The sequence below is a fragment of the Nonomuraea sp. CA-143628 genome, from assembly GCF_050942315.1.
Taxonomy (GTDB): Bacteria; Actinomycetota; Actinomycetes; order Streptosporangiales; family Streptosporangiaceae; genus Nonomuraea.
In genome coordinates, this window is sequence record NZ_CP192072.1 from 10,592,448 (window position 1) to 10,618,480 (window position 26,033).

The window sequence follows — 26,033 nt, forward strand, 5'->3', positions numbered from 1 at the left end:
GCGTCACCGCGTCCTGGCCGCCTGAAGCTCCGCCCGCAGGGCCGGCGTCAGCGCCTGGCCCGCCCTGTCGACGAGCAGCGTCATCTGGTACGCCACCAGTCCCATGTCGCAGTCGATCCCCGCCAACACGGTGAGGACGGAGCCGTCGCTGATCGCCATCACGACGAGCAGCCCGCGCTGCATCTCGACGACGGTCTGCGACACGGAGCCGCCCTCGAACACCCGGGACGCGCCCACGGTCAGGCTCAGCAGGCCGGCGGACACCGCGGCGAGCTGGTCGGCGCGGTCCGGCGGGAAGCCCTCGGAGCTGGCCAGGCAGAGGCCGTCGGCCGAGACGACGACGGCATGCGCGACTCCGGGCGTGTTCCGCACGAAGTCGGTGATCAGCCAGTCGAACCTGTGGGCCTCATGGCTAAGGGTGGTCACTCGCCCTCCCCGGCAGGACGCTCAATCACTGTTGTTCCTCCTGTCCACGTACTTCCGCACGACCCCGGCGTACTCCCTGCTGGAAGCTCGCCAACCTGCTGCGCGACCGCTCGGCGGAGACTGGTGGCATCGGAGCCTGCCGCTGCGGCTGCTGCGGCTGGGCTGCCGTACCAGGAACCAGGTTCGCCTTCGGAGTGCGCTTGGGTAGCCCCGAGGACGTGGTGCCCCCAAGGCTGGGATCGCTCGCGGCGGCCGCCGCCTGCCAACCGGCGTCAGCGGGGTTTCGCCACGAATCCTCCACAGAGAGTATGGCTTGTGTGGGGGTCGACTCATCCCGGCTCGGCGAATCCGGTGCCCGCTCTTCCGACGGCCGGCGGAACCAGGCGGATTCCACGGCGGCGAAGATCGGCAGGAACTCCTCCTGACCGGGCTCCATGGGCGAGACGTCCACCGACGGCGGGGCGTCCTGCCTACGCGGCTCACCAGTGCTGTAGGGCGTCTGGAACGCACCATCAGAGCCGGGACCAGGGTAGGAGGGAAAGGCACCGGTACGTTCCTGGCTGGGGTACGACGGGGGCTGGGCCGGATACTGCGGCCCGGACGCCGGTGGCTGCACCGGATACGCGCGGCCGGGCGACCGCGACCCCTGATCCGGAGTGGGATACGACGGCGGCTGGCTCGGGTTGGGGTACGACGGCGACTGGCTCGGATACGACGGGTAACCGCCGCCCGAGTCGAAGGACGGCCGGTGCGCCCCGCCGTCGGTGTCGGCGGTGAAGGGACGCGACGGCGCCGAGCCGGTGTCGAAGGAGTCGAAGCTGGCGAACGACCGGAATGTGCCGTTGGGCGCGGGCACCCCGTTGGGCGGCGTGGCCGAAGGCACGCCGTTCGCGGGCGTGGCGGCGCCGAACGCGGGCCGCTGGGGCAGCGACGGCCGGGAGCCGTCGGGGATCAGCGACGGCGGCAGCAGCACCATGGCGATCAGCCCGGTGCCTTCGCCCTTGCGCAGCTGGACCCGGATGCCGTGGCGCAGCGCCAGCCGGCCGACCACGAACAGGCCCATGCGCCGCGACACCGACACGTCCACGACCGGCGGCTCGGCCAGGCGCCGGTTGGCCTCGGCGAGCTCGTCGTCGGTCATGCTGATGCCGACGTCGTTCACCGACAGCAGCGCGCCGCCGCCTTCGATGAGGCTGCTCGACACCACGACGTTGGAGTTGTTCGGGGAGAACTGGATGGCGTTCTCGACCAGCTCGGCCACCAGGTGGACGAGGTCGTTGGCCGCGCTGCCGAGCACCGAGGTGGCTCGGTGCACCTTGACCTGGACGCGCTCGTAGCCCTCGACCTCCGACAGCGCCGCGCGGACCACATCGACCAGCTTGGCCGGCTGGCTGCGCCTGCGGGTGGCCTCGTGCCCGGCCAGGACCAGGAGGTTCTCCGAGTTGCGCCGCATGCGGGTGGCCAGGTGGTCGAGCTTGAACAGGTCGGCCAGGCGGGCGCCGTCCTGCTCGCCCTTCTCCAGGCCGTCGATCAGTGAGATCTGCCGCTCGACCAGCGTCTGGGTGCGGCGCGAGAGGTTGACGAACATCGAGCTGATGTTGCTGCGGAGGTCGGCCTCCTCGCCCGCCAGCCGTACGGCCTGGCGGTGCACCTGGTCGAAGGCCCTGGCCACGTCGCCGATCTCGTCGTCGCCCTCGATCTCGATCGGGCGGACGTCGGCGGGGGCGTCACCGGTGACGCGGAGCTTGCGCACCACGTCGGGCAGCCGGAACCCGGCGATCTCCAGGGCCTCGGTGCGCAGGCGGCGCAGCGGCGTGACCATCGAGCGGGCGATCGCGACGGTGAACAGCAGGACGAGCAGCAGCAGCGCCACGATGAGCACACCGGCGATGATCGCGTTGCGGGTCTCGGAGTCGCGTAGCTCCTGGCTGCGCAGCGCCACCTTCTGGCTCAGGTCGCCCTCGATGGAGTGCAGGATGTCGATGGAGGTGGCGTTGTCGTCGAACCACTGGTCCGGCGCCGGCTTCTTGCGGTCGGTCTGGGCGAGCAGGTCGTCCCTGATCCGGACGCCCGGCGCCTTGCCGGCGGCGAGCGTGATGGCGCGGGCCTTGGTCAGCTCGGTGTTGTAGTACTCGGGCGCCGTCAGCGCCTTCGACAGCGCGAGACCGACGACCGGTCCGGCCTCCTGGCCGACGGAGGCGATCTCCGCGCGCTGCCTGGCGTTGGAGGCGATGAACCGCTCGACCTCCTTGGCGTCCACGCTCGCGGAGTTGTAGTAGCCCTTGAGCAGCTGGACGCGCTGCTTGGACACCTCCTCCTTCGCGCGCGCCAGCGCGCTCAGCGCGCGGAACTGGCCGATGATCTGCGAGTCGTCGCTGAGCAGGCTCAGCTCGTCGTGCAGCTTGAGCAGCGTGTCGAGCAGCGAGTCGTAGCGGGTGGTGTCCTTCTGGCCCTCGCTGCGGGTCCTGTTCAGGACGTTGAAGTCGTAGCGTGCCCGCTTGACCGCGTTGAGCACGCGGTCGCCGTAGGACTCGTCCATGACCGCCATGTCGGCCTGCACGGTCTTGACCAGCGCGTCGACCTTCGCCTTGCGCTCTTTGTACGGCTCGGTGAGCTTCTTGCGCACCCTGCTGGAGGCGGCCAGCCAGCCGCCGGTGTCACGCTCCAGCCCGAGCGCTTGTACCAGGTCACGGATGTGACCGGCCTGCTCCGCGGCGAGCGCCGTGCGGTCGTAGTCGCCGATGCTCTGAACCGAGCCCACCACGCGCGCTCCCCCGAGCACGACTCCCGCCATGGTGGGAACGAGGACCAGCGCGGTGAGACGCCATCTCACGCGCCAGTTACGCAGCCCCAGCCGGGGCAGCAACCGCTTTCCGCGGGCCTGCCTGGCGGTTGGGCCGCCTTCGGAGTTCCCCGTAGTCACTGCTTCCGCTACCCCTCAATCATCCCGTTCCGTCGGCGGGTCCAGCCCGTCCACTAGGTAAAGCACCCGACTTTCCCGGCAAAACGGGCACGTCGCTGCAAAACATACCCGTTACTCGTGTGTGCTGCTGGTTATCGAAGTGCCGCAAGCACCTGATCGCGGACTTGGGTCCGCTGGGCGCCGTCGCTGAGGGGCCGTCCGGCACGATCGACCACGTAGAAGACGTCCACCGCCTCCGCGCCGAGAGTCTCCACGCGAGCGGCCCTCACGTCAAGACCACATTCGCCGAAAGCCCGTCCAATGCGCCACAGGAGTCCCGGTCTGTCATGGGCCCTGACTTCCACGACGGTAGCGGTCGCGGAGGCATCGTCTACCAAGGTGACACGGGGTGGAGCGACAGGAACACGAGGGGGTCTCATAGACCTCGTACGGCGGGCAAGACGCTGCTCGATGTCAAGACGCCCAGCAAGGACCAGACGGAGATCGGCCTCCAGCGTGGCGGGGTCCGGCGGGGTGCCGTATTCGGGGACGACGGAGAACTCGATCACCGCGGTGGAGCCGGCGGCGGCGGACGAGGCGGAGCGGACGATCAAGCGATGCGCGGCCAGCACGCCGGCGGCGCTCCACAGAAGCCCGGCCCGGTCGGGGGCGACGACCGTGACGGCTCCCCCATGGACGCGGATGGCTGCGCCGCCGTGCCGGGCCAGCGCGGCCTGCTCGGCCGACAGGCTGGGTGCCTTGGGCGGCGGCGCGCCGGACAGCACGGAGCGGACGCGGCGTACGAGGTCGGCGACGAGCCCGGCCTTCCAGGCGTTCCAGGCGGCCGGGCCGGTGGCGTGCCCGTCGGAGACGGCCAGCGCGGCGAGCAGGTCCAGCACCTCGCGCGACCCGACCGTGCCGGCGACCTTCTCGATCGTGACGGGGTCGTCGAGGTCCCTGCGGGTCGCGGTCTCGGGCAGCAGCAGATGGTGGCGTACGACGGTGGCCAGCGTCTCGACGTCGGCGGCGGGCAGGCCGATGCGGGTCGCGATGTCGCGGACCACGACCTCGCCGGTCACCGAGTGGTCACCGGGCCAGCCCTTGCCGATGTCGTGCAGCAGCGCCGAGATCAGCAGCAGGTCGGGGCGGGAGACCTCGCGCGTGTGGCTGGCGGCGTTGGCGGCGGCCTCGATCAGGTGCCGGTCGACGGTGAAACGGTGGATCGGGTTGCGCTGCGGGCGGTGTCGTACGCGCTCCCAGTCAGGAAGCAGCCTGACCAGAATGCCCGCTTGGTCAAGCTCCTCCCAGACAGGCACGGCGGCGCGGCCGGCGCCCAGAATGGACACCAGCGCGTCACGAGCCTCCTCGGGCCACGGCACGGGCATGGGGGGCGACTGAGCGGCCAGCACGGACATGGTGGCGGGGGCGAGCGGCAGCCCCGAGTCGGCCGCCGCGGCGGCGGCGCGCAGCACCAGGACCGGGTCCTTGCGCGGGTCGACGCCACGCGCGAGGACCACTTCACCACCGTGCTCGACCACGCCGTCGGCCAGCGGCCGGCGGCCCCGTGGAGCAGGTCCCGACACCAGCCTGTCAACCGTGCGCCAGGTGGCGTCGAAGGCGTGGGAGATCGTCCGGCCCGCCTCGGCGAGCCTGCGCATCAGGGCCTCGGCGTCGAGCAGCCCGAGCAGCCCGGCGACGGCTTCCTGCTCCTGGAGCACCAGTCTGTCGGCGCCCCGCGCCGTGACGGTGTGCAGGGCGTGGCGTACGTCGAGGATGAACTCATAGGCCTCACGCGCCCGGGGACCGGGCGCGGAGGCGACCCAGGCCGCTGCCACGGCCTGCATGGCTTGGACGTCGCGAAGGCCGCCGCGGCCGTCCTTGAGGTCGGGTTCGAGAAGGAAGGCCAGCTCGCCGCTGGCCTGTGCGCGCCGGTCGGCCGCCTCACGCAGCTCGCCGAGCCGGCGGCGGGAGTCGGCGCGCCATTCGGCGAGCACGGACTCCCTGGCCTTCTTCGTCAGCTCGGGATCGCCCGCTATGTGCCTGGCCTGGATGAGGCCGAGCACGGCCTTGAGATCGTCGCGGGCGACCGCCACGGCCTCGTCCACGGTTCGCACCGAGTGGTCGAGGCCGACGGCGGAGTCCCAGATCGGGTACCAGACGCGGTCGGCGATCCGCGCCACGTCGTCCCTGCCGTTGTGCAGGAGGACGAGGTCGAGGTCGCTGCCGGGGGCCAGTTCGCCGCGCCCCAGGCTCCCTACGGCGACCAGTGCGACGTGCTCGCCGTCACTCGCGGTACGGAAGAGGTCTTTGAGCCAGCGGTCGGTGTCCGCGGCCCGCTCCTTGCGGGCCGCGGCGTAGGTACGAGCCTCACCCCTCACAGGGCCTCTGGACCCCGTTCTCCGGTGCGAACCCGGATCACCGTGTCGACCGGGACGGACCACACCTTGCCGTCACCGATCTTGCCTGTCTGGGCCGCCTTGACGATGACGTCGATCACGTCGTCGGCGTCCTCCTCCTCGGCCAGCACCTCCAGGCGCACCTTGGGGACCAGGTCCACCTGGTATTCGGCGCCGCGGTAGACCTCGGTGTGGCCGCGCTGGCGGCCGTAGCCGCTGGCCTCGCTGACCGTCATGCCCTTGACGCCGAACTGTTCGAGGGCGGCCTTCACGTCGTCCAGTTTGAACGGCTTGATGACGGCGGTGATGAGCCTCATGCTTCCACCTTCTTGGTTACCGGGGCCAGAGGGCCGTTCGGGGAGCTCACGCCCGAGGCGTGGACCGTGCCGAGGTCGTATCCCGTCTCGGCGTGGGTGGTGACGTCGATGCCGGTGACCTCGTCCTCGACCGGGATGCGGAAGCCCATCGTCTTGTCGATGATCTTACCGACGACCCAGGTCACGATGAAGGAGTAGCCGCCGACCGCGATCGGGCCGAGCACCTGGAGGCCGAGCTGGGTGAAGCCGCCGCCGTAGAAGAGGCCCTTGTTCTGCTGGTCCAGGAAGGGGTACACGGCCAGGAAGCCGAGCGAGACGGCGCCGATCACGCCGCCGACCAGGTGCACGCCGACCACGTCGAGCGAGTCGTCGAAGTTGAAGCGGTACTTCAGGCCGACCGCGTAGGCGCACACCGCGCCGGCGATCAGGCCGAGCAGCATCGCGGCCCAGGGGTCGATGAACCCACAGGCGGGGGTGATGGCGACCAGACCGGCGACCGCGCCGGAGGCGACACCGAGGCTGGTGGCGTGGCCGTCACGCAGCTTCTCCACCACGATCCAGGCGCCGGCCGCGACGGCGGTGGCGATCTGGGTGTTCATGAACGCCAGGCCGGCCGTGCCGTCGACCGCCAGTTCGGAGCCCGCGTTGAAACCGAACCAGCCGAACCACAGGAGGCCCACACCGAGCAGCACCAGTGTCAGGTTGTGCGGCCGCATCGGCTCCTTGCGCCACCCCTTGCGCTTGCCCAGCACCAGGGCCAGCGCCAGCGCCGCGGCACCGGCGTTGATGTGGACGACCGTGCCGCCGGCGAAGTCCTCGATGCCCAGGGCGTTCAGCCAGCCGGTGCCCCACACCCAGTGGGCCACGGGGAAGTAGACGATGGTCGCCCAGATGAAGCTGAACAGCACCCACGCGCCGAACTTGGCCCGGTCGGCGATGGCGCCGCTGATCAGGGCGACGGTGATGATGGCGAACGTCAGCTGGAAGGCCGAGAAGACCAGGCTGGGCATGCCGGTGCCGTCGGGCTTGGTGGCCGTCTCGACCAGGCTCTGCAGCCCGAGGGCGTCGAACCCACCGATGAAGCCGTTCAACCCGATGCCGTTGTCGGTGAACGCCAGCGAGTGCCCGTAGAGCACCCAGGCGATGGTGACGGTGATGATGCTGACGAACGACATCATCATCATGTTCAGGACACTCTTGGCCCTGGTCATGCCCCCGTAGAAAAACGCGAGCCCTGGTGTCATGAGCAGCACCAGCGCGGTGGCCGCTAGCATCCAGGCCGTCGTGCCGCTGTCGATCTTCACGACGCGACCCTCCTTACATGTGACGTGTGGCCACAGCGTGTTCGTCCGGCGTTTCGGGGCTCGACCGGGTGTGTTTCACATTCGTGAATCTCGTCCCACTGGTGTTTCGTCCATGTTTCGGACAGCGCGTGCCGAAAATTCGGGCATAGACTTAGGCTTGCCTAACCTAATCGATCAAGGGATCCCCCAATGCGTCTGGCGTTCCTGCTGCCCCTTCTCGCGCTCGCCGCCTGCGGCACCTCCACCACTGCCCAGCAGGCGGGGCCGACCAGGACGGTCACCCACGCCATGGGCCAGACGAAGGTGCCACTGGAGCCGAAGCGGGTCGTGGTGCTCGACACCGACAAGCTCGACACGATGGTCTCGCTGGGCCTGGCCCCCGTGGGCGCGGCCCAGGCCACCGAGAGCCAGGCGTGGCCGAAGTACCTCGGCTCGGCGCTGGCCGCGACCAAGGCGGTCGGCACCCTCCAGCAGCCGAACATCGAGGCCATCATGGCGCTCAAGCCGGACCTCATCCTCGGCACCAAGTTCCGGCAGGCGGCCTTCTACGACAAGCTCAGCAAGATCGCCCCGACCGTGTTCACGGAGAAGGTCGGCGTCACCTGGAAGCAGAACTTCCTGCTGGACGCCGAGGCCCTGGGCAAGAAGGACCAGGCGGCCGGGCTGCTGTCGGCCTACGAGACGCGGGCCAAGCAGGTCGGCGCCAAGTACGCGAAGCTGAAGGTGAGCATCGTCCGCTTCATGCCGACGGAGATCCGGATGTACGGCCCCGAGTCCTTCAGCGGCATCGTCGTCGGCGACGCCGGCATCCCCCGCCCGGAGGAGCAGCAACTGGCCACGCAGCAGGACAAGCGCTTCGGCAAGCTGAGCCAGGAGAACATCGCCCAGGCCGACGCCGACGCCGTCTTCTACACCGCCTACGGGGAGGCGGCGGCCAAGAGCCAGGCGTCGGTGACCGGCGGCCCGCTCTGGAAGAACCTCGGCGCGGTCAAGTCGGGCAACGCCCACAACGTGGACGACGAGGTCTGGATGCTCGGCATCGGCGTCACGGCCGCCGGCGGGATCCTGGACGACCTGGACAAGTATCTGGCCCCTCTCGCCTGATCAGCCCGCCCGCCTGATCAGCCCCAGAACCGGCGCAGGTGCGGCACCAGCTCGCCGGCCCGTTCGTCGGGGAAGAACAGCCGCCCGCCCTCGATCTCCACGACCTCCTTGACGCCCGGGATCGTGTCGCGCAGCCAGCGGGCCCAGCTCACGTCGAAGAAGACGTCGCCGGTCCCCCACACCACCAGCGTCGGCACGGCCAGCACGGTGAGCAGCGGCTCGATCGCGACCATGTCCTTGGCGTCGATCGAGGTCAGCAGCCGCTCGAAGGCGCGCGGGCCGTCGGGCTTGTCGAAGATCGGCCGCAGGTAGTGGTCGACCAGGTCCGCCGGATCGTCGATGCGCTCGTAACCGTCGCCGAGCGCCGTCTGGGCCAGCAGCTCCGGCTGGTCCAGCAGCGCGGCGGTCAGCGGCGCGAGCTCGCCCCGGGCGGCCAGGTCGACCGTGGGCTGGAACGACTCCGGCGGCGTGTTGGTGTGGACGTCGCAGTTGGTGAGCGTGAGTGAGCGCAGCCGCTCCGGGTGGCGTACGGCGAAGACCTGCGCCACCGCGCCGCCCGTGTCGTTGGCGACCAGGTCGACCTGGTCCAGCCCGAGCTCGGCGCAGAGCTCCTCCACCGCCTCGGCCATCGCGGGGATGGAGAGGTCGTCGCGCGGCGCGCTGCCGCCGTGCAGGGGCAGGTCGATCGCCACGCACCGGCGCTCGTCGCGCAGCTCGGCGATGACGTGGCGCCACAGGTACGAGCTGGTGCCGACGCCGTGCACGAACAGGGCGACCGGTCCGTCGCCGACGTCCACGTAGCTGATGTCGTTCATGGTCTTGCTCTCCTCATGCCCGGATTACAAACCGACTGTCGGTATACGAAATTACAGACCGACTGTCGGTTTGTCCATGGCCGATCGGCGGAGGTCCGCTCCTACAGTGGTTCCATGAACCTCAAGGCGGAACGCGGCGCGGCCACCCGCGACCAGCTCCTCGCGATCGCCACGCGACTGCTCGCCGAGCACGGCTACGAGGGCACCTCGATCGAGGCGGTCCTCCAGGAGTCGGGGCTGAGCCGAGGCGCCCTCTACCACCACTACGCGGGCAAGGACGCGCTGTTCGAGGCGGTGCTGGAGGCGACGGAGGCGGGGATCGGCGTCAAGATCGTCGAGGCGGTCGCGGGCATCACCGACCCCGCCGAGGCGCTGCGGGCCGGCGTTCTGGCCTGGATCAGGCTCGCGGGCGATCCGGTGATCCAGCGCATCGTGCTGATAGACGCGCCGTCGGTGCTGGGGTGGGAACGGTGGCGGGCGATGGAGGAGCGCTACTCCTTCGGCATGCTGAAAGCCGCGCTACGCGCCACGGACGCCATCCCCGACGGCTTCCTGGACCTGCACGCCCACATGCTGCTGGCCGCCATCAACGAGAGCGCCCTGCTGGTCGCCAGGGGCGGCGAGCGCGAAACGGCGGAGGCGGCGGTAGAGGAGTTCCTCAGGCGCATCCTGCGCCAGCCCTGAGGAGGGCTGGGGCGATCACGCGCTGAGGAGGGCCCTGCGATCACGGCCGGGGCTCGATCCACGGACCGGGGCCAAGAATGCGCACGTCACGGCGCCCAGCCCGCTCCACCGGAGGAGCGTGCCCCTGGACAGAGCCCAGCAGAGCACGGTGGGTGGGGCCCACCGTGCTCTGCCGTAAAAGAAAATGGTTGTTAAGCCGCCGCAGTAGCCATCTTGCGGAGGCGAGCGAGCGCGTCGCGCTCGATGCGGCGGGCGCGGTCGCGACCGATGCCGTAGCGTTCGCCCACCTCGGTCAGGGTGTGCTCGCGACCGTCCACCAGCCCATAGCGCCAGCGCAGCATGTCGCGGGTGTCACCTTCGAGGTCGGTGAGCCACTGGTCGAGCCGCTCGCGCTCCAGGATGTCGATCGCCTGCTGCTCCGGATCGGCCCAGGTCTCGTCGGCGATCATGTCGCCCAGCTCGGTCTCGTCCTCGTCACCCACGCCGAGCTGCAGCGACACCGGGTCGGACGCCCAGCGGCGCAGCTCCCGGACCCGCTCGATCGGCAGGTCGAGGATCCCGGCGAGGTCGTCGTCGGTCGGCTCGACGTCGAACTCCGCCAGCATGTCCCGGCGCACCCGCATCAGCCTGGTCATCTGCTCACCCGCGTGGGTGGGCAGCCGCACCGGCCGCGCCTGCTCGTGGATGGCCCGGCCCACGGACTGCCTGATCCACCACGTGGCGTACGTCGAGAACTTGTAGCCCCGCTTGTAGTCGAACTTCTCCACCGCACGGACCAGCCCCAGGTTCCCCTCCTGGACCAGGTCGATCAGCGGCATCCCGCGGCCCGAGTATTTGCGGGCCACCGCCACCACCAGGCGAAGGTTCGCCTGGATGAACTCGTCTTTCGCCCGCCGGCCGGAGACGGCGACCCGCTCCAGCTCCTCGTCGGCCGCGTCACCGATGCGCGGCTCCGCACCCCCGCTGTCGAGCAGTTGCTCGGCGAAGAGGCCCGCCTCGATGCGCTTGGCGAGCTCCACCTCTTCCTCCGCCGTGAGCAGCGGGACCCGCCCGATCTCCGCCAGGTAGGTCCCCAGCAGATCGCGATCAGCGACGTGCTGCTCCTGCGTGCGACTCCCCGTAGGCCTTGCCATCCCCAGGCACCTCGTTCCGCAGCTACGTTCTTATCCGGCCAACGTCCGGCCAGATGCAAAGATTCCCTAAAGGGCTACGACCAGGGGACGGTTCTGGATGTCCTCCTAAAGGAGGAGACCGCCGAGAAACACCTGGTGAACGAGGGGAACACCCGGCCGATAAGCGAGATGGACGTAGGAAGGAGCGTCGAGCACGACGAGGTCCGCGCGGGCTCCCGGCAGCAACCAGCCTACGTCCGTACGCCGCAGCGCGCGGGCCCCGCCACGGGTCGCGGCCCTGATCGCCTCCAGCGGCGTCATGCCCATCTCCCGCACGGCCAGCGCCACGCAGAACGCCATCGACGAGGTGTAGGAGGAGCCGGGATTGCAGTCGGTGGCCAGCGCGACGACCGCCCCCGCGTCGAGCAGCCTCCTGGCGTCGGGGTACGGCGACCGGGTGGAGAACTCGGCGCCGGGCAGCAGCGTCGCCACGGTGCCAGGGGCGTCCTTCGGGGCGCAGGCGGCCAGCGCGTCGACGTCGGCGGCGCTCAGGTGGGTGCAGTGGTCGGCCGAGGCGGCGCCCAGCTCGCAGGCGATCCGCACGCCCGGCCCCTCCCCCAGCTGGTTGGCGTGCACTCTGGCCTGCAGCCCCGCCTTGATCCCGGCCTCCAGCACCGCTCTGGTCTGGTCGCCGTCGAAGGCGCCGCGCTCGCAGAAGGCGTCCACCCACTTGGCGTACGGCGCGCACGCCCGCAGCATGTCGCCGGTGACCAGCCGCACGTAGTCGTCGGCCGCGATGCCCGACGGCACCACGTGCGCCCCGAGGTAGGTGGTCTCGTCGGTCAGCCCGGTGGCGATCTCCAGCGAGCGCCGCTCGTCCTCGACGGTCAGCCCGTAACCGCTCTTGATCTCCACGGTCGTGGTGCCCTGCGCCCGCATCTCGGCGACCAGGGCGGCGGCTCTCGTCGCCAGCTCCGCGTCGGAGGCCGCGCGCGTGGCGGTGACCGTGGTCCTGATGCCGCCACCGGTGTAGGGCACGCCGGACATGCGCGCCTGGAACTCGTGCGTCCGGTCACCGGCGAACACCAGGTGCGCGTGACTGTCCACGAAGCCCGGGATGACGGCCCGGCCCCCGGCGTCCACCCGTTCGTCGGCGTCCGGCGCCCGCTCCGCCGGGCCCACCCAGGTGACCAGGCCGTCCTCGACGACCAGCGCCGCGTCCTCGATCTCCTCCCGCTCCGGATCCCCGGTGTAGAGCAGCTTGATCCCGTCGAACAGCACAGAGGTCATCGAACCCATCCCATCGCCTCGGTCAGCATGGCGCCCAGCGTGTGCCGCCCGTCCGACACGACGCGCCGGCCACCTGAGGTCGTGCCGTTGCGGCCAAGCATGAGGCCGCCAAGCATGAGGACACTGTAGTGAATGAATCCATTCAGTTGACCGGGCCCGCGCTGGGCCGCAGCGTGAGCTCGGTCAGGTGCGCGTCGGGCCCGGCGTTGACGGCGGCCAGCACCGCGCGGGCCACGGACTCGGGCTTGAGGTATTTGTCGGGCTCGTAGTCGCCGCCCTCGTGCTCACGGACACCGCGCTGCATGTCGGTGTCCACCCGCCCAGGGTAGATGGTGGTCACCCTGAGCTCGGCCTCCTCCTGACGCAGCGCGTCGGCGAAGGCCCGCAGCGCGAACTTGCTCGCCGCGTAGGCGCCCCAGCCGGGGTTCGCCCGGAGCCCGGCGCCGGAGTTGACGCAGATCACATGACCGCCGGCCCCTCTGAGCGCGGGCAGCAGCAGCCGGGTGAGCTCTGCGACGGCGATCACGTTGAGCTCCATCGTCCTGCGCCACACGTCGGCGGCGGCCTCCTCGACCCTGCCGAGCAGGCCGATCCCGGCGCTGTGCACCAGCAGGTCGAGCCGCTCGACGTCCGCCACGTCGGCCTCGGTGACCTCGGTCAGCTCGACGGGCCACGCCCTGGCGTCGGGCAGTTCGGCCGCCAGCGCGGCCAGCGCGTAGCGGTCGCGGCCGCCGAGGATGACGTGGTGCGTGGACCCCAGCGCCCTGGCAATCGCTTCGCCGACACCACGGGAGGCGCCGGTGACCAGCGCGATCGGTCGTTCAGTCATGCGGCTCAGTTTATGACCTTGACATGGGTACAAATTTGACTACAAACTTGAATATGTCTTCTTCGACCCGTGTGCTCATCCTCGGTTGCCTCCTCGACAAGCCGCTCAACGGATATCAGGTCCGCCGGCAACTGGAGGTGATGGGCGCGGAGCACTGGGCCAACGTGGCGTTCGGCTCGATCTATCACGGACTGGGGAAGATGGCCGATGAGGGCCTGCTTGAGGTGATCGAGAGCGGCAAGGGCGGCAAAACGGTCTACGAGATCACCGAGGCGGGCCGCAGGGAGTTCCACCGCCAACTGCTCGAGACCTGGTACGACATCAGGCCGATCATCGATCCCTTCCAGGTGGCGCTCACGTTCATGGACCGCCTGCCCAAGCAGGAGATCCTCGACGCGCTCGACGGCAGGATCCGGCAGCTCAGGATGTCGATCGAGACGATGGAGAGCATCTACGGCGTCAAGCAGCGCTACGGCGCACCCCGGCATGTCGACGAGAACCTCCGCCTGACCGTCGCCATGCTCACCGCACACCTCGACTGGGCGGAGAAGGCGGTCGTCAGAGTCGAGAACGACGAACTACCGTAAGGAATCGCAAATGATCATTGACGCGCACGGCTTACGCAAGACGTTCACCACCAGAGGCAGGAAGGGCACCCAGACCGTGGAAGCGGTCCGCGGTGTCGACCTCGAAGTGGGCAAAGGTGAGATCTTCGGCGTCCTCGGCCCGAACGGCGCCGGCAAGACGACCACGATCAGAATGCTCGCCACGCTGATCACACCCGACTCCGGCACGGCCACCGTCGCCGGGCACGACCTGCTCAAGGCGCCCGGCGCCGTCCGGCGCAACCTCGGTTACGTCAGCCAGGCCGGTGGGGTGGAAGAGAGCACCACGCCACGGGCACAGATCATCATGGCCGCGAAGATCCACAGCGTGCCCGACCCGGCCGGGGCCACGGCCGACGTGCTCGCCAGGTTCGACCTGACGGAGATCGCCGACCGGCCCGGCCGTACACTCTCCGGCGGCCAGAAGCGGCGCGTGGCCATCGCGCTCGGGCTGGTGCACAGCCCGCCGCTGCTCTTCCTCGACGAACCCACCACCGGGCTCGACCCCCAGAACCGCGCCAACCTCTGGGACCGCATCAGGCAGCTGCGCGAGCTCGGCACCAGCGTGCTGCTCAGCACCCACTACCTCGACGAGGCCGACGCGCTGTGCGACCGGCTGGTGATCGTCGACCACGGCCTGGTGGTGGCCGAGGGCACACCGGGCGAGCTCAAGCGCGAGGTCGCCGACGACGTCGTCACGCTCAGGCTGGACGAGCCGGACCGGGCCGCCGAGACGCTCAAGCCGTACGCCCGCGAGACGCGCGTCGACGACGACGTGCTGCGCGTGTACGTCGACGACGGCGAGCACACCCTGCCCACACTGCTGCGGGCGCTGGAGGAGCAGCGCCTCGCCCTGTCCTCGATCGCGCTCGACCGCGCCACCCTCGACGACGTCTTCCTGGCCAAGACCGGCCGATCCCTGCGCGACACCGGAGCCGCCGCATGATCCGCCACACGCTGCTTTTCCTGGCGTACGAGCTGCGCAACACGTTCAGGAACCCGATCTGGCCGCTGTTCGGCATCGTCCAGCCTGTGGTGTACCTGCTGCTGTTCGGCCCGCTGGTGGCGGGTGCCGCCAGGCAGCCCATCTCCGCGCAGCTCACGAGCTTCGCGCCGGGCATGCTGGTGATCACCGCGCTGTTCGGCGCGATCGGCGTCGGCTACGGCATGATCTACGAGCTGCGCAGCGGCGTCCTGGAGCGCATCGCGGTCAGCCCCGCCTGGCGCCCGTCGATCGTGCTCGGCCGCACACTCCGCGACGGGGTAGTGCTCATGCTCCAGTCGGTCGTGGTGATCGTGATCGCGCTGGTCATGGGCATGCGCGCCAGCCTGCCCGGACTCGCCATCATGGTGCTGCTCATCGCGGTGACCGGCCTGTTCTCCTCCGGCATCGCGTACGGCCTGGCGCTGTCGCTGCGGGACGAGAACGGCATGGCGCAGATCATGCAGTTCTTCGCCCTGCCCGTGATGCTGCTGTCGGGGGCCTTGCTGCCGATGACGCTGGCGCCGGAGTGGATGCAGAGGGTGGCCGTGTTCAATCCGATGTACCACCCGGTGGTGGCGGGCCGGGCGCTGTTCGCGGGGGACCTGACCGACGCGTCGATCCCGATCGCGTTCGCGGTCATGCTGGTGCTGGCCGCGCTGACCGTGACCTGGTCGGTGCGCTCACTGCGCCGAATCGCCGGTTAGCCGGTCAGTCATCGCCGGTCACGAACGTGCCGGTCTCGTCGGTCATCCGCTCGTACTCCTCCAGCCGGGCCTGGGTACGCAGCGGCGCGGCGTCGGCCATGGCGTCGATCAGGGCCATGGCCAGGGTGAGCGGCGCCACATGGGAGTCGAACAGCAGCCGATCCCCCACCGGCGCGTCGAGCACCACCTCGGCGGGGAAATCGGCTTTGTCGCAGATGGCGGCGATCCGCAGCCCCAGCTTCTCGGCGTACTCCAGGGCGTGCATGACCTCGGCCGGATAGCGCGGCAGCACCACGGCGAGCAGCCATTCGGCGCCCGCCCGCCGCGCGGCGTGCAGCCCGTCGATCAGCTCGGAGCCACCATGGGTCAGCAGCCGCACTTCCGGATGGATCCGCCGCGCGTAGTAGGCGAAGGTGGTGGCCAGCCCGCAGGAGACCCGCAGCCCCAGCACCGGGAGCGGCTCGGCGGCGGCCAGCGACTCTCCCAGCTCCTTCAGGGGCAGGCCCGCCAGCCGCTCCCTGACGGCGGCCAGGTTACGGATCTCACTGTCGATGGCACCCTGGAGCAGGCTCTCCTCCGGCGGCCCGCCCAGCACCAGCGGACGCAGCGCCTGCCGCAGCTCCGGATAGCCGGCGAAGCCGAGCACCATGGCGAACCTCGTCACGGACGGCTGGCTCACCCCTGACCGCTCGGCCAGCTCGACGCTGGACAGGAAGATCGCCTCGTCGAGATGCTCGGACAGGTAGTGGGCGATCCGCCGCTGCACCGGAGAGAGCCGTCGCCCGTCGAGAAGCCCGGCCAGACCACTGTGGTATCCACCTGTCACAGCAGCTCCAACACCATCTATCCGACTTCTCATCCCTCCCGCGCCAGGTGGATCCACCTGGGAGGCGGCTCGTTGCCGGGGAACAGCTCCAGGATGGCCCGGTCGTCGCGCCTTGTGGTGCGTGGCTCCTGCGACTTTCTGAATGAACATATTCACCCATGTCACTCGCAGGGTACTAGCCAGGTTTTCCGCATGTCACTCCCGAACGGCCTTCGCTCTCTCCCCCGCCGTACTTCGGCTGGGGTCCTTCAGGGGAAGGAGCCGTCGGCGGGGGTCTCGCCGAGGAGGAAGCCGACGGCGGAGGTCTTTCGCCGGAGGACACCGTCGGCGGGGTTCCTCGCCGGAGGACACCGTCGGCGGAGGCTCCCACGGAACGACGTCGGCGGCGGGGGTTCCTCGCCGGAGGGAGGCGGGACGTGCCGGACTCGGTCACTCGCCGTGCCGCCACCCAGGCAGGGCTGGGCCCGCCAAGGGGCGGCACGCTCGGAAGACGGGACTAGCTCACCAGGAACTGGGTCGCGGCCAGTTCGCGGTAGAGGTCGTCCTGGCCCACCAGCTCGTCGTGCGTGCCGACCGCGCGTACCCCGCCCGCCTCCATGACCACGATGCGGTCCGCGTTGGTCACCGTGGACAGGCGGTGGGCGATGACGAGGACGGTCGTCTCGGCGGCCACCTCGGCGATGACCTCGCGCAGCCGGAGCTCGTTGACCGCGTCGAGCTGCGAGGTGGCCTCGTCGAGCAGGAGCAGCCTGGGCTTGCGCAGCAGCGCCCTGGCGATGGCCACCCGCTGCCGCTCGCCGCCCGACAGCAGCACGCCCCGGTGTCCGACGGCGGTGTCGAGTCCCTCGGGCAGCCTGGCGACCAGGTCGTCCAGGCGGGTGCGGGTGATCGCGCGTCGCAGCTCCTCCTCGGTGGCGTCCTGGGCGGCGAAGAGCAGGTTCTCCCTGAGCGTGCCCGCCAGCACGGGCGCGTCCTGCTCGACGTAGCCCAGCGTGGCCCGCAGCTCGGCGAGCGGCCAGTCGCGGATGTCCCGGCCGTCGACCGTGATCAATCCGTCCTGGTGCTCGTAGAACCGCTCCAGCAGGGCGAACACCGTCGACTTGCCCGCGCCCGACGGCCCGACGAGCGCGGTCAGCCCGCCGGGCGGCACCTCGAAGCTGACCCCGTCGTGCACGATCGGCCGGTCGTCCCCGTAACGGAACACCACGTCCTCGAACCGCACCCCCGCCGGCCGCACCGCGAGAAGGGGCGCCGGAACCAGGGCCGCCGGAACCGGGGCGCCGACGGGCTCGGCGGGCAGGTCCTCGATCTCCTTGATCCGCTTCATCGCCGCCAGGCCCTGCTGCAGCTGCACCATGCCCTCGACGATCTGCCCGATGGGCGCGACCAGGTAGAACAGGTAGAGCAGGAACGCGATCAGCGACGAGACCTCCAGCACGCCCGAGGCGACCCGCGCCCCGCCGACGGCCAGCACGCACAGGAAGGCGATCTGCACCGTCATCCAGGTCGCCACCCCGGCCAGCGAGGTCCATCCGGCCACCTGCAGTCCCCGGTCGCGAGCGCGCGTGGCGGCGCCGCCGACGACCGCGATCTCGCGCTCCTCCGCGCCACTGGCCTTGACGGTCCGGTACGCCTGCAGCGCCCGGTCGAGCACGGCGCCCATCTCGCCGACGGCCTCCTGGGCCTGCTTCTGCGCCCGCTGGATCCTGGGCATCACCAGCCCGGTCAGTCCGCCGATCACGACCACCACGAGCAGCGTGACCAGCAGCAGCACGCCGTCCATGGTCGCCATCATGATGATCGCGCCGGTCAGCATGAACACCGCGCCGATCGAGTTCACGACCCCGTTGGTCAGTACGGCGCGCAACAGCGTCGTGTCACCGGTCACCCGTGACAGCAGGTCGCCGGGCTTGAGCCGGTCCACGTCGGCGACCTTGAGCCGGAACATCCGGTCGATGAGCCGGCGCCGCGCGCCCAGCACGATGCCCTCGCCGGTGCGCTCCATCAGGTACGTGCCCAGAGCCGACACCACCGCTCCGACCAGCACCGCCACGGTCAGCCCGACCAGCGGCCCGGCCATCGACCGGTCCTGGCCGAAGGCGTCCACCACGTACTTGGCCAGCAACGGCATCGCCAGGCCCGCCGCCGAGCCGACCAGGCCGAGTAACCCCCCGAGCACCAGGATCTTCCTGTGCGGGCGCATGTAGGCGAGCAGCTCTCTGATCACCGTTTCTCCTCTCGCGATATATCCCGAAAACCCAACGAACGGCGGATCGCGATCCGCACCCGTCAACCTAAATTGACGACCAAAGTATGTCAACTTTCGTTGACGTCTCATTCTCGAGGAGGAGAAGACACATCCGTTCGCGGAGTTGCGACGAATACGCCGTCGAGGAACCCGGCCGGAACCTCTCGATCTCGATCAGCACTCTCGAAAGGACCGAACCATGGAGCTCCGGATCAACCGGCGCGCTCTAGTCGGACTGGGCGTCGCGGCGGCGTTGACCGCCTCCTCGTTCGCCCTGCTCCGTACCGACTCCGGCGACGCTTCCTCGCACCGCGAGGCGCCGATGATCGCGGGCGACCCGCGAAACGACAACACCGACGTGTACGCGTTCGTCAGTCCCGACAAGGCCGACACGGTGACGCTGCTGGCCAACTGGATCCCGTTCCAGGAGCCGCAGGGCGGCCCGAACTTCTACACGTTCGACACCAAGTCGCGTTACAACATCAAGATCGACAACGATGGTGACGCCAAGCCCGACATCGTCTACCAGTGGACGTTCCGCGATGAGGACCGGCGCGGCAACGCCACGTTCCTGTACAACAACGGGCCCGTCACCTCGCTCAACGACGAGAACCTGCTCTTCCGCCAGCGCTACACGCTCAAGCGGATCACCGAGCGAGGCAGCAGGACGCTCGTCTCGAACGGCATCGTCGCGCCGAGCAACGTCGGCCCCGCCTCGATGCCCGACTACGGCACGCTGCGCGCCCAGTCCCTGAAGCACCTCCCGAACGGCGGCAAGGCCTACGCCGGCCAGTCCGACGAGGCGTTCTTCCTCGACCTGCGCGTCTTCGACCTGCTCTACGGCGGCAACCTGTCCGAGGTCGGCCAGGACACCACCAAGGGCTACAACGTGAGCAGCCTGGCCATCCAGGTGCCCGCTCACGAGCTGGCGCTGAGGGGCGACGCCAAGCGCAACCCGGTGATCGGCATCTGGTCCACCACGGACAAGTGGAGCCCGAACGGCTACGTCCAGGTCTCGCGCCTGGGCAACCCGCTGGTCAACGAGGTCGTGGTGCCGGCCGGTCTGAAGGACGCGTTCAACTCGCTGCCCCCGGCCAAGGACGCCGACATCGCGGCCGTGGTCAAGCGCGTCACCGACCCTGAGGTGGCCAGGCTGCTGGAGGGCATCTACGGCATCAAGGCGCCCCCGACCCCGCGCGGCGACCTGGTCGAGATCTTCCTGACCGGCATCGCCAAGGGCAACGGACCGATCAAGGCCGACCTCAACTCGCAGACCCTCAACAGGGACGCCGGCAAGCTGCGGCCCGCCGAGATGCTGCGGCTCAACATGGCGGTCCCGCCGTCCAAGGACCCGAACCGGCTCGGTGTGCTGGCCGGCGACCTGGCGGGCTTCCCGAACGGCCGCCGCCTGTCCGACGACGTCGTGGACATCTCGCTGCAGGCCGTGGCCGGTGCCGCGGTGACCGGCAAGCTCATCCCGGGCCTGACGGACAAGGTCGACCAGAACGACAAACCCTTCTTCGACTCGTTCCCGTACATCCCGCTGCCCAGCAACGTGGCTGTGAACCAGCGGTGAGCCCCGACCGGTCGGCCTCCTCTCCGGGCCGGCCGGTCCCCCCGCGGCGGGCCCGTCTCCCAAACTCCCGTCGCGCCCCCGGCCGGCCGGCCTTGTCCCCCGTCAGGGCCGGCCGGCCCTCGACCCGTCTCCGCCGACCCCTTCCGATCTCCGGAGCCTTGGATGCGATCCCTCGCCCTTGCCGGTGGCCTCGTCGTGGCCGGCGCGCTGGCCGTCACGGCCTACGCCGTCTACGCCCCGCCGGCGACCTCTACTGGAACCACGCAGGCCGTGACCTTCACGGAGACGCTGCAGGCCCGCCTGAAGCGCCTGCCCGGCGACTACCGCGGCTGGGCCCAGCTCGGCCTGGAGTACGTCGACCAGGCCAGGGTCACCGGCGACCCGTCGTACTACACCAAGGCTCAAGGCGCCCTGGCCACCGCTGCCCGGCTGAACCCGGCCGATGACGCGGTCCTGACCGGCCAGGCGGCGCTCGCCGCCGGCCGCCACGAGTTCTCCGACGCGGTACGCCTGGCGCAGCGGGCCATCGACGCCAACCCGTACAGCGCGGCGGCGCACGGCATCTTGGCCGACGCGAAGACGCAGCTCGGCGACCTCAGCGGAGCCTCGAAGGCCGTGGACCAGATGATGGGGCTGCGCCCCGGTGTGGCGGCGTTCGCCCGCGCCTCCTACGCGGCCGAGCTCCGGGGCGACCGGACCGGGGCCCGCAAGTTCCTGGAGTACGCCCAGAAGGACGCCTACGCCCCGGCCGACATCGCCTACACCCGCTACTACCTGGGCGAACTGGCCCTGCACGCGGGCGACCTCACCGGCGCCGGCGGCTGGTACGCCAAGGCGCTCCAGGCCTACCCCGCCTACACCCCCGCGCTCGCCGGACAGGCCAGGGTCGCGGCGCTCAGCGGGCGGACGGCCGAGGCGCTCGACCTCTACCAGCGGGTGGTCGAGCGGCTGCCGCTGTCCCAGTACCTGATCGAGCAGGGCGAGACCCGGATCAAGGCGGGGCTGAAACCGGACTGGACCCTGCTGGAGGCCCAGCGGAAACTGCTGCGGGCCGCCGGGGTGCGGGACGACCTCACCTGGGCCGAGTTCGAGGCCGATCACGGCGACCCGGCGCTGGCCGTACGGCATGCCAGGACCGAGTACGCGCGCAATCCCAACCTCGTCGCCGCCGACGCGCTCGGCTGGGCCCTGTTCAAGGCGGGCAAGCCGCGCGAGGCCCTGCCGTACGCGAAGAAGGCCACCTCGACCGGCTGGCGCAACCCGCTGCTCGGCTACCACCGCGCCCGTATCGAGCGCGCGCTCGGCAAGACCGCGCGCGTGCCCTCGGGCTTCGATCCGTCCCTGCCCGCACTGGCGAGGTTCTCATGAGGGTGTTCCGGCTCGGCCTGCTCGTGGGCCTGCTGTTGTCGATGGGCGTGTCGGTCCTGTTCACGACCGCGGCGCGGGCGGAGACGGTGGCCCGGCATCCGCTCGGGAACTTCACCGTCAACCACTACAACGGACTGCGCCTGCGGCCCGACCGGGTGGAGAACGAGGCGGTCGTGGACGCGGCGGAGCTGCCGACGCTCCAGGCGAAACCGGGCGTGGACGGCTCGTACGCGACCAGGACCTGCGCCACGCTGGCCGCCGCCCAGCGGCTCACCATCGGGGGTACGGCGGTGCCGTGGCGGGTGTCGCGTTCGGCCTTCGCCTACGCGCCGGGGCAGGGCGGCCTGCAGACCAGCCGCCTGACCTGCGGGCTGGTCGCCGAGGCGCAGGTGTCGGGCGCGGTGTCCTTCACCGACGCGTTCGAGCAGGAGCGGATCGGCTGGCGCGAGATCACCGCCGTCGGTGACGGGGTACGGCTGACCCGGTCGTCCGTCCCGTCGGCCAGCGTGAGTGACGAACTGCGCAAGTACCCGCAGGACCTGCTGACCGACCCGCTCGACCAGCGCACGGCCGCCATCACCGTCGGTGGCGCCGCCTCCGCCCTGTCCGGCGGCTCCCCCGGCTCCGGTGGTACGCCTTCCGGGCTCGGCACGATCAGCGTCGGTGGACCGATCGGGGACGCGCTGGCGGCGCTGGACCGGACGTTCACCGGCCTGGTCGGCGCCGACTCGCTCACGGTGCCGCTCGGGCTGCTGGCCGTGGCGCTGGCGATGCTCCTCGGGGCCGGGCACGCGCTGATCCCCGGACACGGAAAGACGATCATGGCCGCGTACCTGGCCGGGCGGCGCGGCCGGCCGCGTGACGCCCTCGTCGTGGGGGCCACGGTGACGGCCACGCACACGGTCGGGGTGCTGGTGGTGGGCCTGCTGCTGAGCGCGTTCACGGCGCTGGCCGGGGAGGCGGTGCTGGGGTGGCTGGGGGTGGCCAGCGGCGTGCTGATCGCCTTCATCGGCCTGCGCCTGCTCCTGTCCACCCGCCGGGCCACCGGACCCGGGCACGGACACGGACACGGACACGGACATGGTCACGGTCACGGTCACGGGCATGCGGACGATCACGGCCATGCGCACGAGCACGAGCACGGCCACGGGCATGGGCATGGGCATGGGCATGGGCGCGAGGGCTCGACGCGGGCCGGACTGCTGGGGATGGGGGTGGCGGGCGGGCTGGTGCCGAGCCCGTCGGCGCTCATCGTGCTACTGGGGGCGATCGCGCTGGGTCGTACCTGGTTCGGGGTGGCGCTGGTCACCGCGTACGGCCTCGGCATGGCGGCGACGCTCACCGTGACGGGCCTGCTGCTGGTCAAGCTCGTCGACCGCCTCGAACGCCGCGCCTCACGGGGGCGGGGCCTGGCCGCCCGGCTGTCCACCCTGGCGCCGCTGGGCACGGCCGGCATGGTGATGCTGCTGGGCGCGGGCCTGGCCCTCCGCTCGGCCATCGCCCTCTAAGTCCTAGCCGACCTCCGAACCAAGATCCTCGACGACACCTATCCGGCGGGCGAACCACTGGGAAACCCGGTTCCTCAGCCGCGCGGCGGTCGTCTCACTCCAAGCGCAAATTTTTTACCATGACCGCAAACACCGGTGTTCCCGGCAACGGGTTCCGTTTCTCGCCGACCTTGTACCATCCCCATTTGCGATACGCAGCTACGGCGGGCGTAGCCGCTGGCAGCACGGTCAAAGTGGCCCGTTCTTCCGGTCTGCTAGTCAGCAGCATGTCATGGATGGTTTCGGCCACATGCTGGCGTCGCCACGGCGCGCGTACCAGCAGCTCGACCAACGCCCAGGTACGGCCGGGGCATTCGGCGGTGATCTCCTCGGGGAGCGGAGCCACAAGGTTGCGCCACCACGGCGTTGTCGGCTGTAGCATGACACCGAAACCAAAAGCAACGAGGTGGCCGTGCTCTCTTGCCGTGATGAGCCGGTACCCCTCTTGCTGACGCTGCACTTCAAAGCGTTCCCGGAATAGCCGGGCATGCTCCGACCCCCATGCATACGGCGGCCCGGCGTAGACCTCGCTGTACAACTCGGCGAGTTCCTCTAGTTGCTCGGCGGCCGATTCGCTGCTGAGCGACTGGTAATCAATGGCGGGCAACGAGTTCACGCTCCCTCGCCGGGGCAGCCCGCCGCAGGTAATCCCGCAACTGCTCGTGGAACGTGGCGACCTCGGAGCAATCGGGGTAGCGGCCCACCAGCGCGCCATCCAAGCGGATGAACCAATCCACCACCAGCGTTGAGCGTGCTTGCTGGGCCATCTGCAAGGATGTGTGCGCCACGATCGCGGCCTCCACCGGCTCACGCTGAGCCAGCCGCACTTTCGCCAGCCGGACTTCGTCGAAGATGCGGCTGCGGGTGTATCCCTCATCCCGGCTGGCGCGCGCACTCAGGGTGTGGCTTTCGGCCCGCGTCGCGTACTGCTGCCAACATGTCGGCTGCGTGCTTCGCAGCGCCAGCTCGGTGAAAGCGTTGGCCGCCAGACAATCCACCTCTGCCTGATTCATGTAATGGATCCAGTCCGGGCGGGCGTCACCTTGCGCTTCTTGCCAGATCTCAACGCAGGCATCGGCGCTGCGCGCGGCGTTCCCAGCTTCTCGTTCTCCCAGGTGGGCATAAGCGCGGGCTTCCAAGCCCAGCAGTTCGGCGCGTACCAGATCATTCGCACCGTGCGGCAGGCTACATAGCGCGGTGCGTATCAAGCTCAGGCTGTCGTTAAAGTTGCCCAGCGCGGTAGACAGCTGCGTCATATCGCCGATGATCTTTGCGCCCAGTGCCGGCGCAGCCGCTTCACGGCAGGCGTGCAGTGCCAGCAAGTAATAGCGCTGGGCCATGCCGTGCAGCCCCTGATCGTAGGCCATCCATCCGGCCAACTGTGCCAGCTCGGCAGCCACATGGAACAGCCGCCGCATAATCCCGGGGGAGTTGTGCTCGTTCAGGCTTTCAGTGACAGCGTTCAGCTGCCCGACAACGGCCTTCCGGCGCAAACCACCGGCACCGGAGGCATCCCATCGCCGAAACAGCACTACCGCCTGTTCCAGTTCTGCCAGCGTCTCCGGGCGCGCCTCACTGCTCACAGGTATGACCGGCAAGCCAGCTACCCACTGACGTAGAGGTTGCAGCAGAGCGGAGCCGGCCAGCAGCACCAGTTGCGCGACCACCTGTCGCCGAGACGCGATGTCGTAGCCCGTAAAGCTCTCCATGATCTCTACGGTGTGCTGATTTGTGAGCGAGAAATCCAGCGGCACCGACGAGTGCAAGATGTAGTCGCCTGACTTACCCGGCAGCGTAACGATGTCGGCCAGCAGTTCCTCCAGCTCAGCCGCTGTGACCTTGAGCAGGGCGGCGATCTTGGGATGCAACCACGGCTGCGGTTCGGTCTCGGCCCGCTCCCAGCGACTGGCAGTGGAACGCTCGACACCCAGCGCGTCGGCCAATCCCTCCTGCGTCAGCCCAATGGCCTTGCGCCTCTGGATGAACCGAACCCGCTTCAGTGCCACGCGCTGAGCTCCCTCCGCCACCACCAAGCGTAAAGCGCCAGCCATTCAAGTGCCCTGCTCATCGGGCATGGTGCTCCATTTCTGCCACATCTGATGCCGCGAAACCGCTCTGGAGCTACCTCGGACGGCTTGGTTTGCTGCTTGAGCGCGGGACCAGCCGAAGGAGACGGGCTATGAGCAGCGGCGGCGGAAACACAACCCCACGGCACCGCCGTGCCTCACTGCCACCCGGAGTGGATCCGAAGACGCCCAGCACGGTAGCCCCGCAGCACGTCGAGGACTTCCAGCACCGCGCTGGCGAGGTGCTGAGCGACGAGAATGCCCGCCTCCTGGCCGCGCAGTTGCAGGAGTCGTGGGGCGGCCGATGGCAGGTGATGTGGGAGCCCTGGGGCCGCAAGTTCAGGGCGTTCCCGGCGTACGACATGGCCGTCAACACGTCGGTAGTGGGCGGCAGCCTCCCTGAACTGTGGCGCAACGTCCTCAACGTCGATCAGAAGCTGGTGCTGGCCGTGGCCGAGGCCATCCCATTGCACCCTCCTACGGCCCTCCACATTCCCCCCGGCTTCTTTCAGGAGATGGCCGGGTGAGCAAGCGAGACGTGGCCCAGCACGCTGCCCACCGCAAGGTCCGGCAGCAACTCCCCCCGTCCCGGCGCGACCGGCCGGAGGGGCGTCCCCCTTCCCGGTCGTGCGCTCCGGCGCGGGCCGACCATCCGAACTCACCATTCCCTCGGACCCGCGCCGAGTCGTCTCGCGGCCCACGTACAGGGACACGCCCGGCCGTGGGCCGCGAGATCCACCTCTCGGTCGTCCTCTTCCCCACTGCGCGAGCCTGGCCGCTTCGCCGTGGTTGGGCGGCCGGGCCGGGGAAGGCGGGCACCTGGATGTGCACTCGTCCGTCTTCCCCGGGCCGCCAGGGTGCGTACAACGCCCCGACTCCCCACGCGAAGGTCATGTCATGTACGCAGGTAGCGCACTCACCTTCCTCAT

At 69.8% G+C, this 26,033-nt stretch carries 22 protein-coding genes; 9 read left to right on the top strand and 13 right to left on the bottom strand.

The genetic code is table 11. From position 1 onward, the window contains the following. Nucleotides 1–3: 3 nt before the first annotated feature. The 5 genes from ACQP2T_RS48000 to ACQP2T_RS48020 all read right to left on the bottom strand — a co-directional run bounded on the left by ACQP2T_RS48000 (nucleotide 4) and on the right by ACQP2T_RS48020 (nucleotide 7,345). Nucleotides 4–426, bottom strand: coding sequence for a roadblock/LC7 domain-containing protein (locus ACQP2T_RS48000; RefSeq protein ID WP_214641598.1), 423 nt, complete (start codon nucleotides 424–426; stop codon nucleotides 4–6). A 25-nt stretch (nucleotides 427–451) separates the two neighbouring features. Then, a complete protein-coding gene (locus tag ACQP2T_RS48005; RefSeq protein ID WP_433511496.1) occupies nucleotides 452–3,349 on the bottom strand; it encodes a nitrate- and nitrite sensing domain-containing protein in 2,898 nt (965 codons plus the stop codon). 131 nt (nucleotides 3,350–3,480) lie between these two features. After that, a complete protein-coding gene (locus ACQP2T_RS48010; RefSeq protein WP_433511497.1) occupies nucleotides 3,481–5,706 on the bottom strand; it encodes a [protein-PII] uridylyltransferase in 2,226 nt (741 codons plus the stop codon). Continuing rightward, complete coding sequence (locus ACQP2T_RS48015) at nucleotides 5,703–6,041, bottom strand: P-II family nitrogen regulator (protein ID WP_196440497.1); 339 nt, start codon at nucleotides 6,039–6,041, stop codon at nucleotides 5,703–5,705. The genes ACQP2T_RS48010 and ACQP2T_RS48015 overlap by 4 nt, the downstream gene beginning before the upstream one ends. Next, entirely contained in the window at nucleotides 6,038–7,345 is a 1,308-nt protein-coding gene (locus tag ACQP2T_RS48020; protein WP_433511498.1) for an ammonium transporter, read from the bottom strand. Before ACQP2T_RS48020 ends, ACQP2T_RS48015 begins: the two co-directional genes overlap by 4 nt. Nucleotides 7,346–7,534: 189 nt before the next feature. On the opposite strand from ACQP2T_RS48020, the gene ACQP2T_RS48025 reads away from it, so the two are divergent. After that, nucleotides 7,535–8,449 (top strand): ABC transporter substrate-binding protein, encoded by a 915-nt coding sequence (locus ACQP2T_RS48025; RefSeq protein ID WP_433511499.1) that lies wholly within the window; start codon nucleotides 7,535–7,537, stop codon nucleotides 8,447–8,449. Between the two features lie 17 nt (nucleotides 8,450–8,466). Here the strand turns inward: ACQP2T_RS48025 and ACQP2T_RS48030 are convergent, their stop codons facing one another. After that, complete coding sequence (locus tag ACQP2T_RS48030; RefSeq protein ID WP_433511500.1) at nucleotides 8,467–9,264, bottom strand: alpha/beta fold hydrolase; 798 nt, start codon at nucleotides 9,262–9,264, stop codon at nucleotides 8,467–8,469. Nucleotides 9,265–9,378: 114 nt separating this feature from the next. On the opposite strand from ACQP2T_RS48030, the gene ACQP2T_RS48035 reads away from it, so the two are divergent. Next, nucleotides 9,379–9,948, top strand: coding sequence for a TetR/AcrR family transcriptional regulator (locus ACQP2T_RS48035; protein ID WP_433511501.1), 570 nt, complete (start codon nucleotides 9,379–9,381; stop codon nucleotides 9,946–9,948). A gap of 191 nt (nucleotides 9,949–10,139) precedes the next feature. Here ACQP2T_RS48035 and ACQP2T_RS48040 read toward each other — a convergent pair whose 3' ends face one another. From ACQP2T_RS48040 to ACQP2T_RS48050, 3 genes are all read right to left on the bottom strand, one after another. Further along, a complete protein-coding gene (locus ACQP2T_RS48040) occupies nucleotides 10,140–11,081 on the bottom strand; it encodes a sigma-70 family RNA polymerase sigma factor (protein ID WP_433511502.1) in 942 nt (313 codons plus the stop codon). A gap of 105 nt (nucleotides 11,082–11,186) precedes the next feature. Continuing rightward, the gene (hutI, locus tag ACQP2T_RS48045; protein ID WP_433511503.1) at nucleotides 11,187–12,350 is read right to left on the bottom strand and encodes an imidazolonepropionase; all 1,164 of its coding nucleotides are present in this window, start codon (nucleotides 12,348–12,350) and stop codon (nucleotides 11,187–11,189) included. A 142-nt stretch (nucleotides 12,351–12,492) separates the two neighbouring features. Further along, on the bottom strand, nucleotides 12,493–13,179 hold the full coding sequence (locus ACQP2T_RS48050) for an SDR family oxidoreductase (protein WP_433511504.1): 687 nt from the start codon (nucleotides 13,177–13,179) through the stop codon (nucleotides 12,493–12,495). Nucleotides 13,180–13,232: 53 nt separating this feature from the next. Between ACQP2T_RS48050 and ACQP2T_RS48055 the strand changes: the two genes are divergently transcribed. The 3 genes from ACQP2T_RS48055 to ACQP2T_RS48065 are packed head-to-tail and all read left to right on the top strand — an operon-like array spanning nucleotide 13,233 to nucleotide 15,473. Further along, nucleotides 13,233–13,766 carry a PadR family transcriptional regulator gene (locus ACQP2T_RS48055; RefSeq protein WP_433511505.1) on the top strand — a complete coding sequence of 178 codons (534 nt, stop codon included), beginning with the start codon at nucleotides 13,233–13,235 and terminating at the stop codon, nucleotides 13,764–13,766. 10 nt (nucleotides 13,767–13,776) lie between these two features. Continuing rightward, a complete protein-coding gene (locus ACQP2T_RS48060) occupies nucleotides 13,777–14,730 on the top strand; it encodes an ATP-binding cassette domain-containing protein (protein ID WP_433511506.1) in 954 nt (317 codons plus the stop codon). Then, nucleotides 14,727–15,473: an ABC transporter permease gene (locus ACQP2T_RS48065; RefSeq protein ID WP_433511507.1), complete on the top strand. Its 747-nt coding sequence runs from the start codon at nucleotides 14,727–14,729 to the stop codon at nucleotides 15,471–15,473. Before ACQP2T_RS48060 ends, ACQP2T_RS48065 begins: the two co-directional genes overlap by 4 nt. A 4-nt stretch (nucleotides 15,474–15,477) precedes the next feature. On the opposite strand, the gene ACQP2T_RS48070 is transcribed toward ACQP2T_RS48065, so the two are convergent. Together ACQP2T_RS48070 and ACQP2T_RS48075 are read right to left on the bottom strand one after the other, a co-directional pair. Continuing rightward, entirely contained in the window at nucleotides 15,478–16,299 is an 822-nt protein-coding gene (locus ACQP2T_RS48070; protein WP_433511508.1) for a MurR/RpiR family transcriptional regulator, read from the bottom strand. Nucleotides 16,300–16,795: 496 nt separating this feature from the next. Further along, nucleotides 16,796–18,526 (bottom strand): ABC transporter ATP-binding protein, encoded by a 1,731-nt coding sequence (locus tag ACQP2T_RS48075; protein ID WP_433511509.1) that lies wholly within the window; start codon nucleotides 18,524–18,526, stop codon nucleotides 16,796–16,798. A 220-nt stretch (nucleotides 18,527–18,746) separates the two neighbouring features. Here ACQP2T_RS48075 and ACQP2T_RS48080 point away from each other — a divergent pair, with 220 nt between their 5' ends. From ACQP2T_RS48080 to ACQP2T_RS48090, 3 genes are all read left to right on the top strand, one after another. Further along, nucleotides 18,747–20,123, top strand: coding sequence for a DUF4331 domain-containing protein (locus ACQP2T_RS48080; RefSeq protein WP_433511510.1), 1,377 nt, complete (start codon nucleotides 18,747–18,749; stop codon nucleotides 20,121–20,123). A 162-nt stretch (nucleotides 20,124–20,285) separates the two neighbouring features. After that, the gene (locus ACQP2T_RS48085) at nucleotides 20,286–21,491 is read left to right on the top strand and encodes a tetratricopeptide repeat protein (protein ID WP_433511511.1); all 1,206 of its coding nucleotides are present in this window, start codon (nucleotides 20,286–20,288) and stop codon (nucleotides 21,489–21,491) included. Beyond that, nucleotides 21,488–22,999, top strand: a complete 1,512-nt coding sequence (locus tag ACQP2T_RS48090) for a nickel/cobalt transporter (RefSeq protein WP_433511512.1) — start codon at nucleotides 21,488–21,490, stop codon at nucleotides 22,997–22,999. Before ACQP2T_RS48085 ends, ACQP2T_RS48090 begins: the two co-directional genes overlap by 4 nt. Nucleotides 23,000–23,093: 94 nt before the next feature. On the opposite strand, the gene ACQP2T_RS48095 is transcribed toward ACQP2T_RS48090, so the two are convergent. Next, the gene (locus ACQP2T_RS48095) at nucleotides 23,094–23,654 is read right to left on the bottom strand and encodes a GNAT family N-acetyltransferase (RefSeq protein WP_433511513.1); all 561 of its coding nucleotides are present in this window, start codon (nucleotides 23,652–23,654) and stop codon (nucleotides 23,094–23,096) included. Then, on the bottom strand, nucleotides 23,632–25,044 hold the full coding sequence (locus ACQP2T_RS48100; protein WP_433511514.1) for a helix-turn-helix transcriptional regulator: 1,413 nt from the start codon (nucleotides 25,042–25,044) through the stop codon (nucleotides 23,632–23,634). The genes ACQP2T_RS48095 and ACQP2T_RS48100 overlap by 23 nt, the downstream gene beginning before the upstream one ends. A gap of 173 nt (nucleotides 25,045–25,217) precedes the next feature. Here ACQP2T_RS48100 and ACQP2T_RS48105 point away from each other — a divergent pair, with 173 nt between their 5' ends. Continuing rightward, nucleotides 25,218–25,631, top strand: coding sequence for a hypothetical protein (locus ACQP2T_RS48105; protein ID WP_433511515.1), 414 nt, complete (start codon nucleotides 25,218–25,220; stop codon nucleotides 25,629–25,631). The last annotated feature ends 402 nt before the right edge of the window (nucleotides 25,632–26,033 follow it).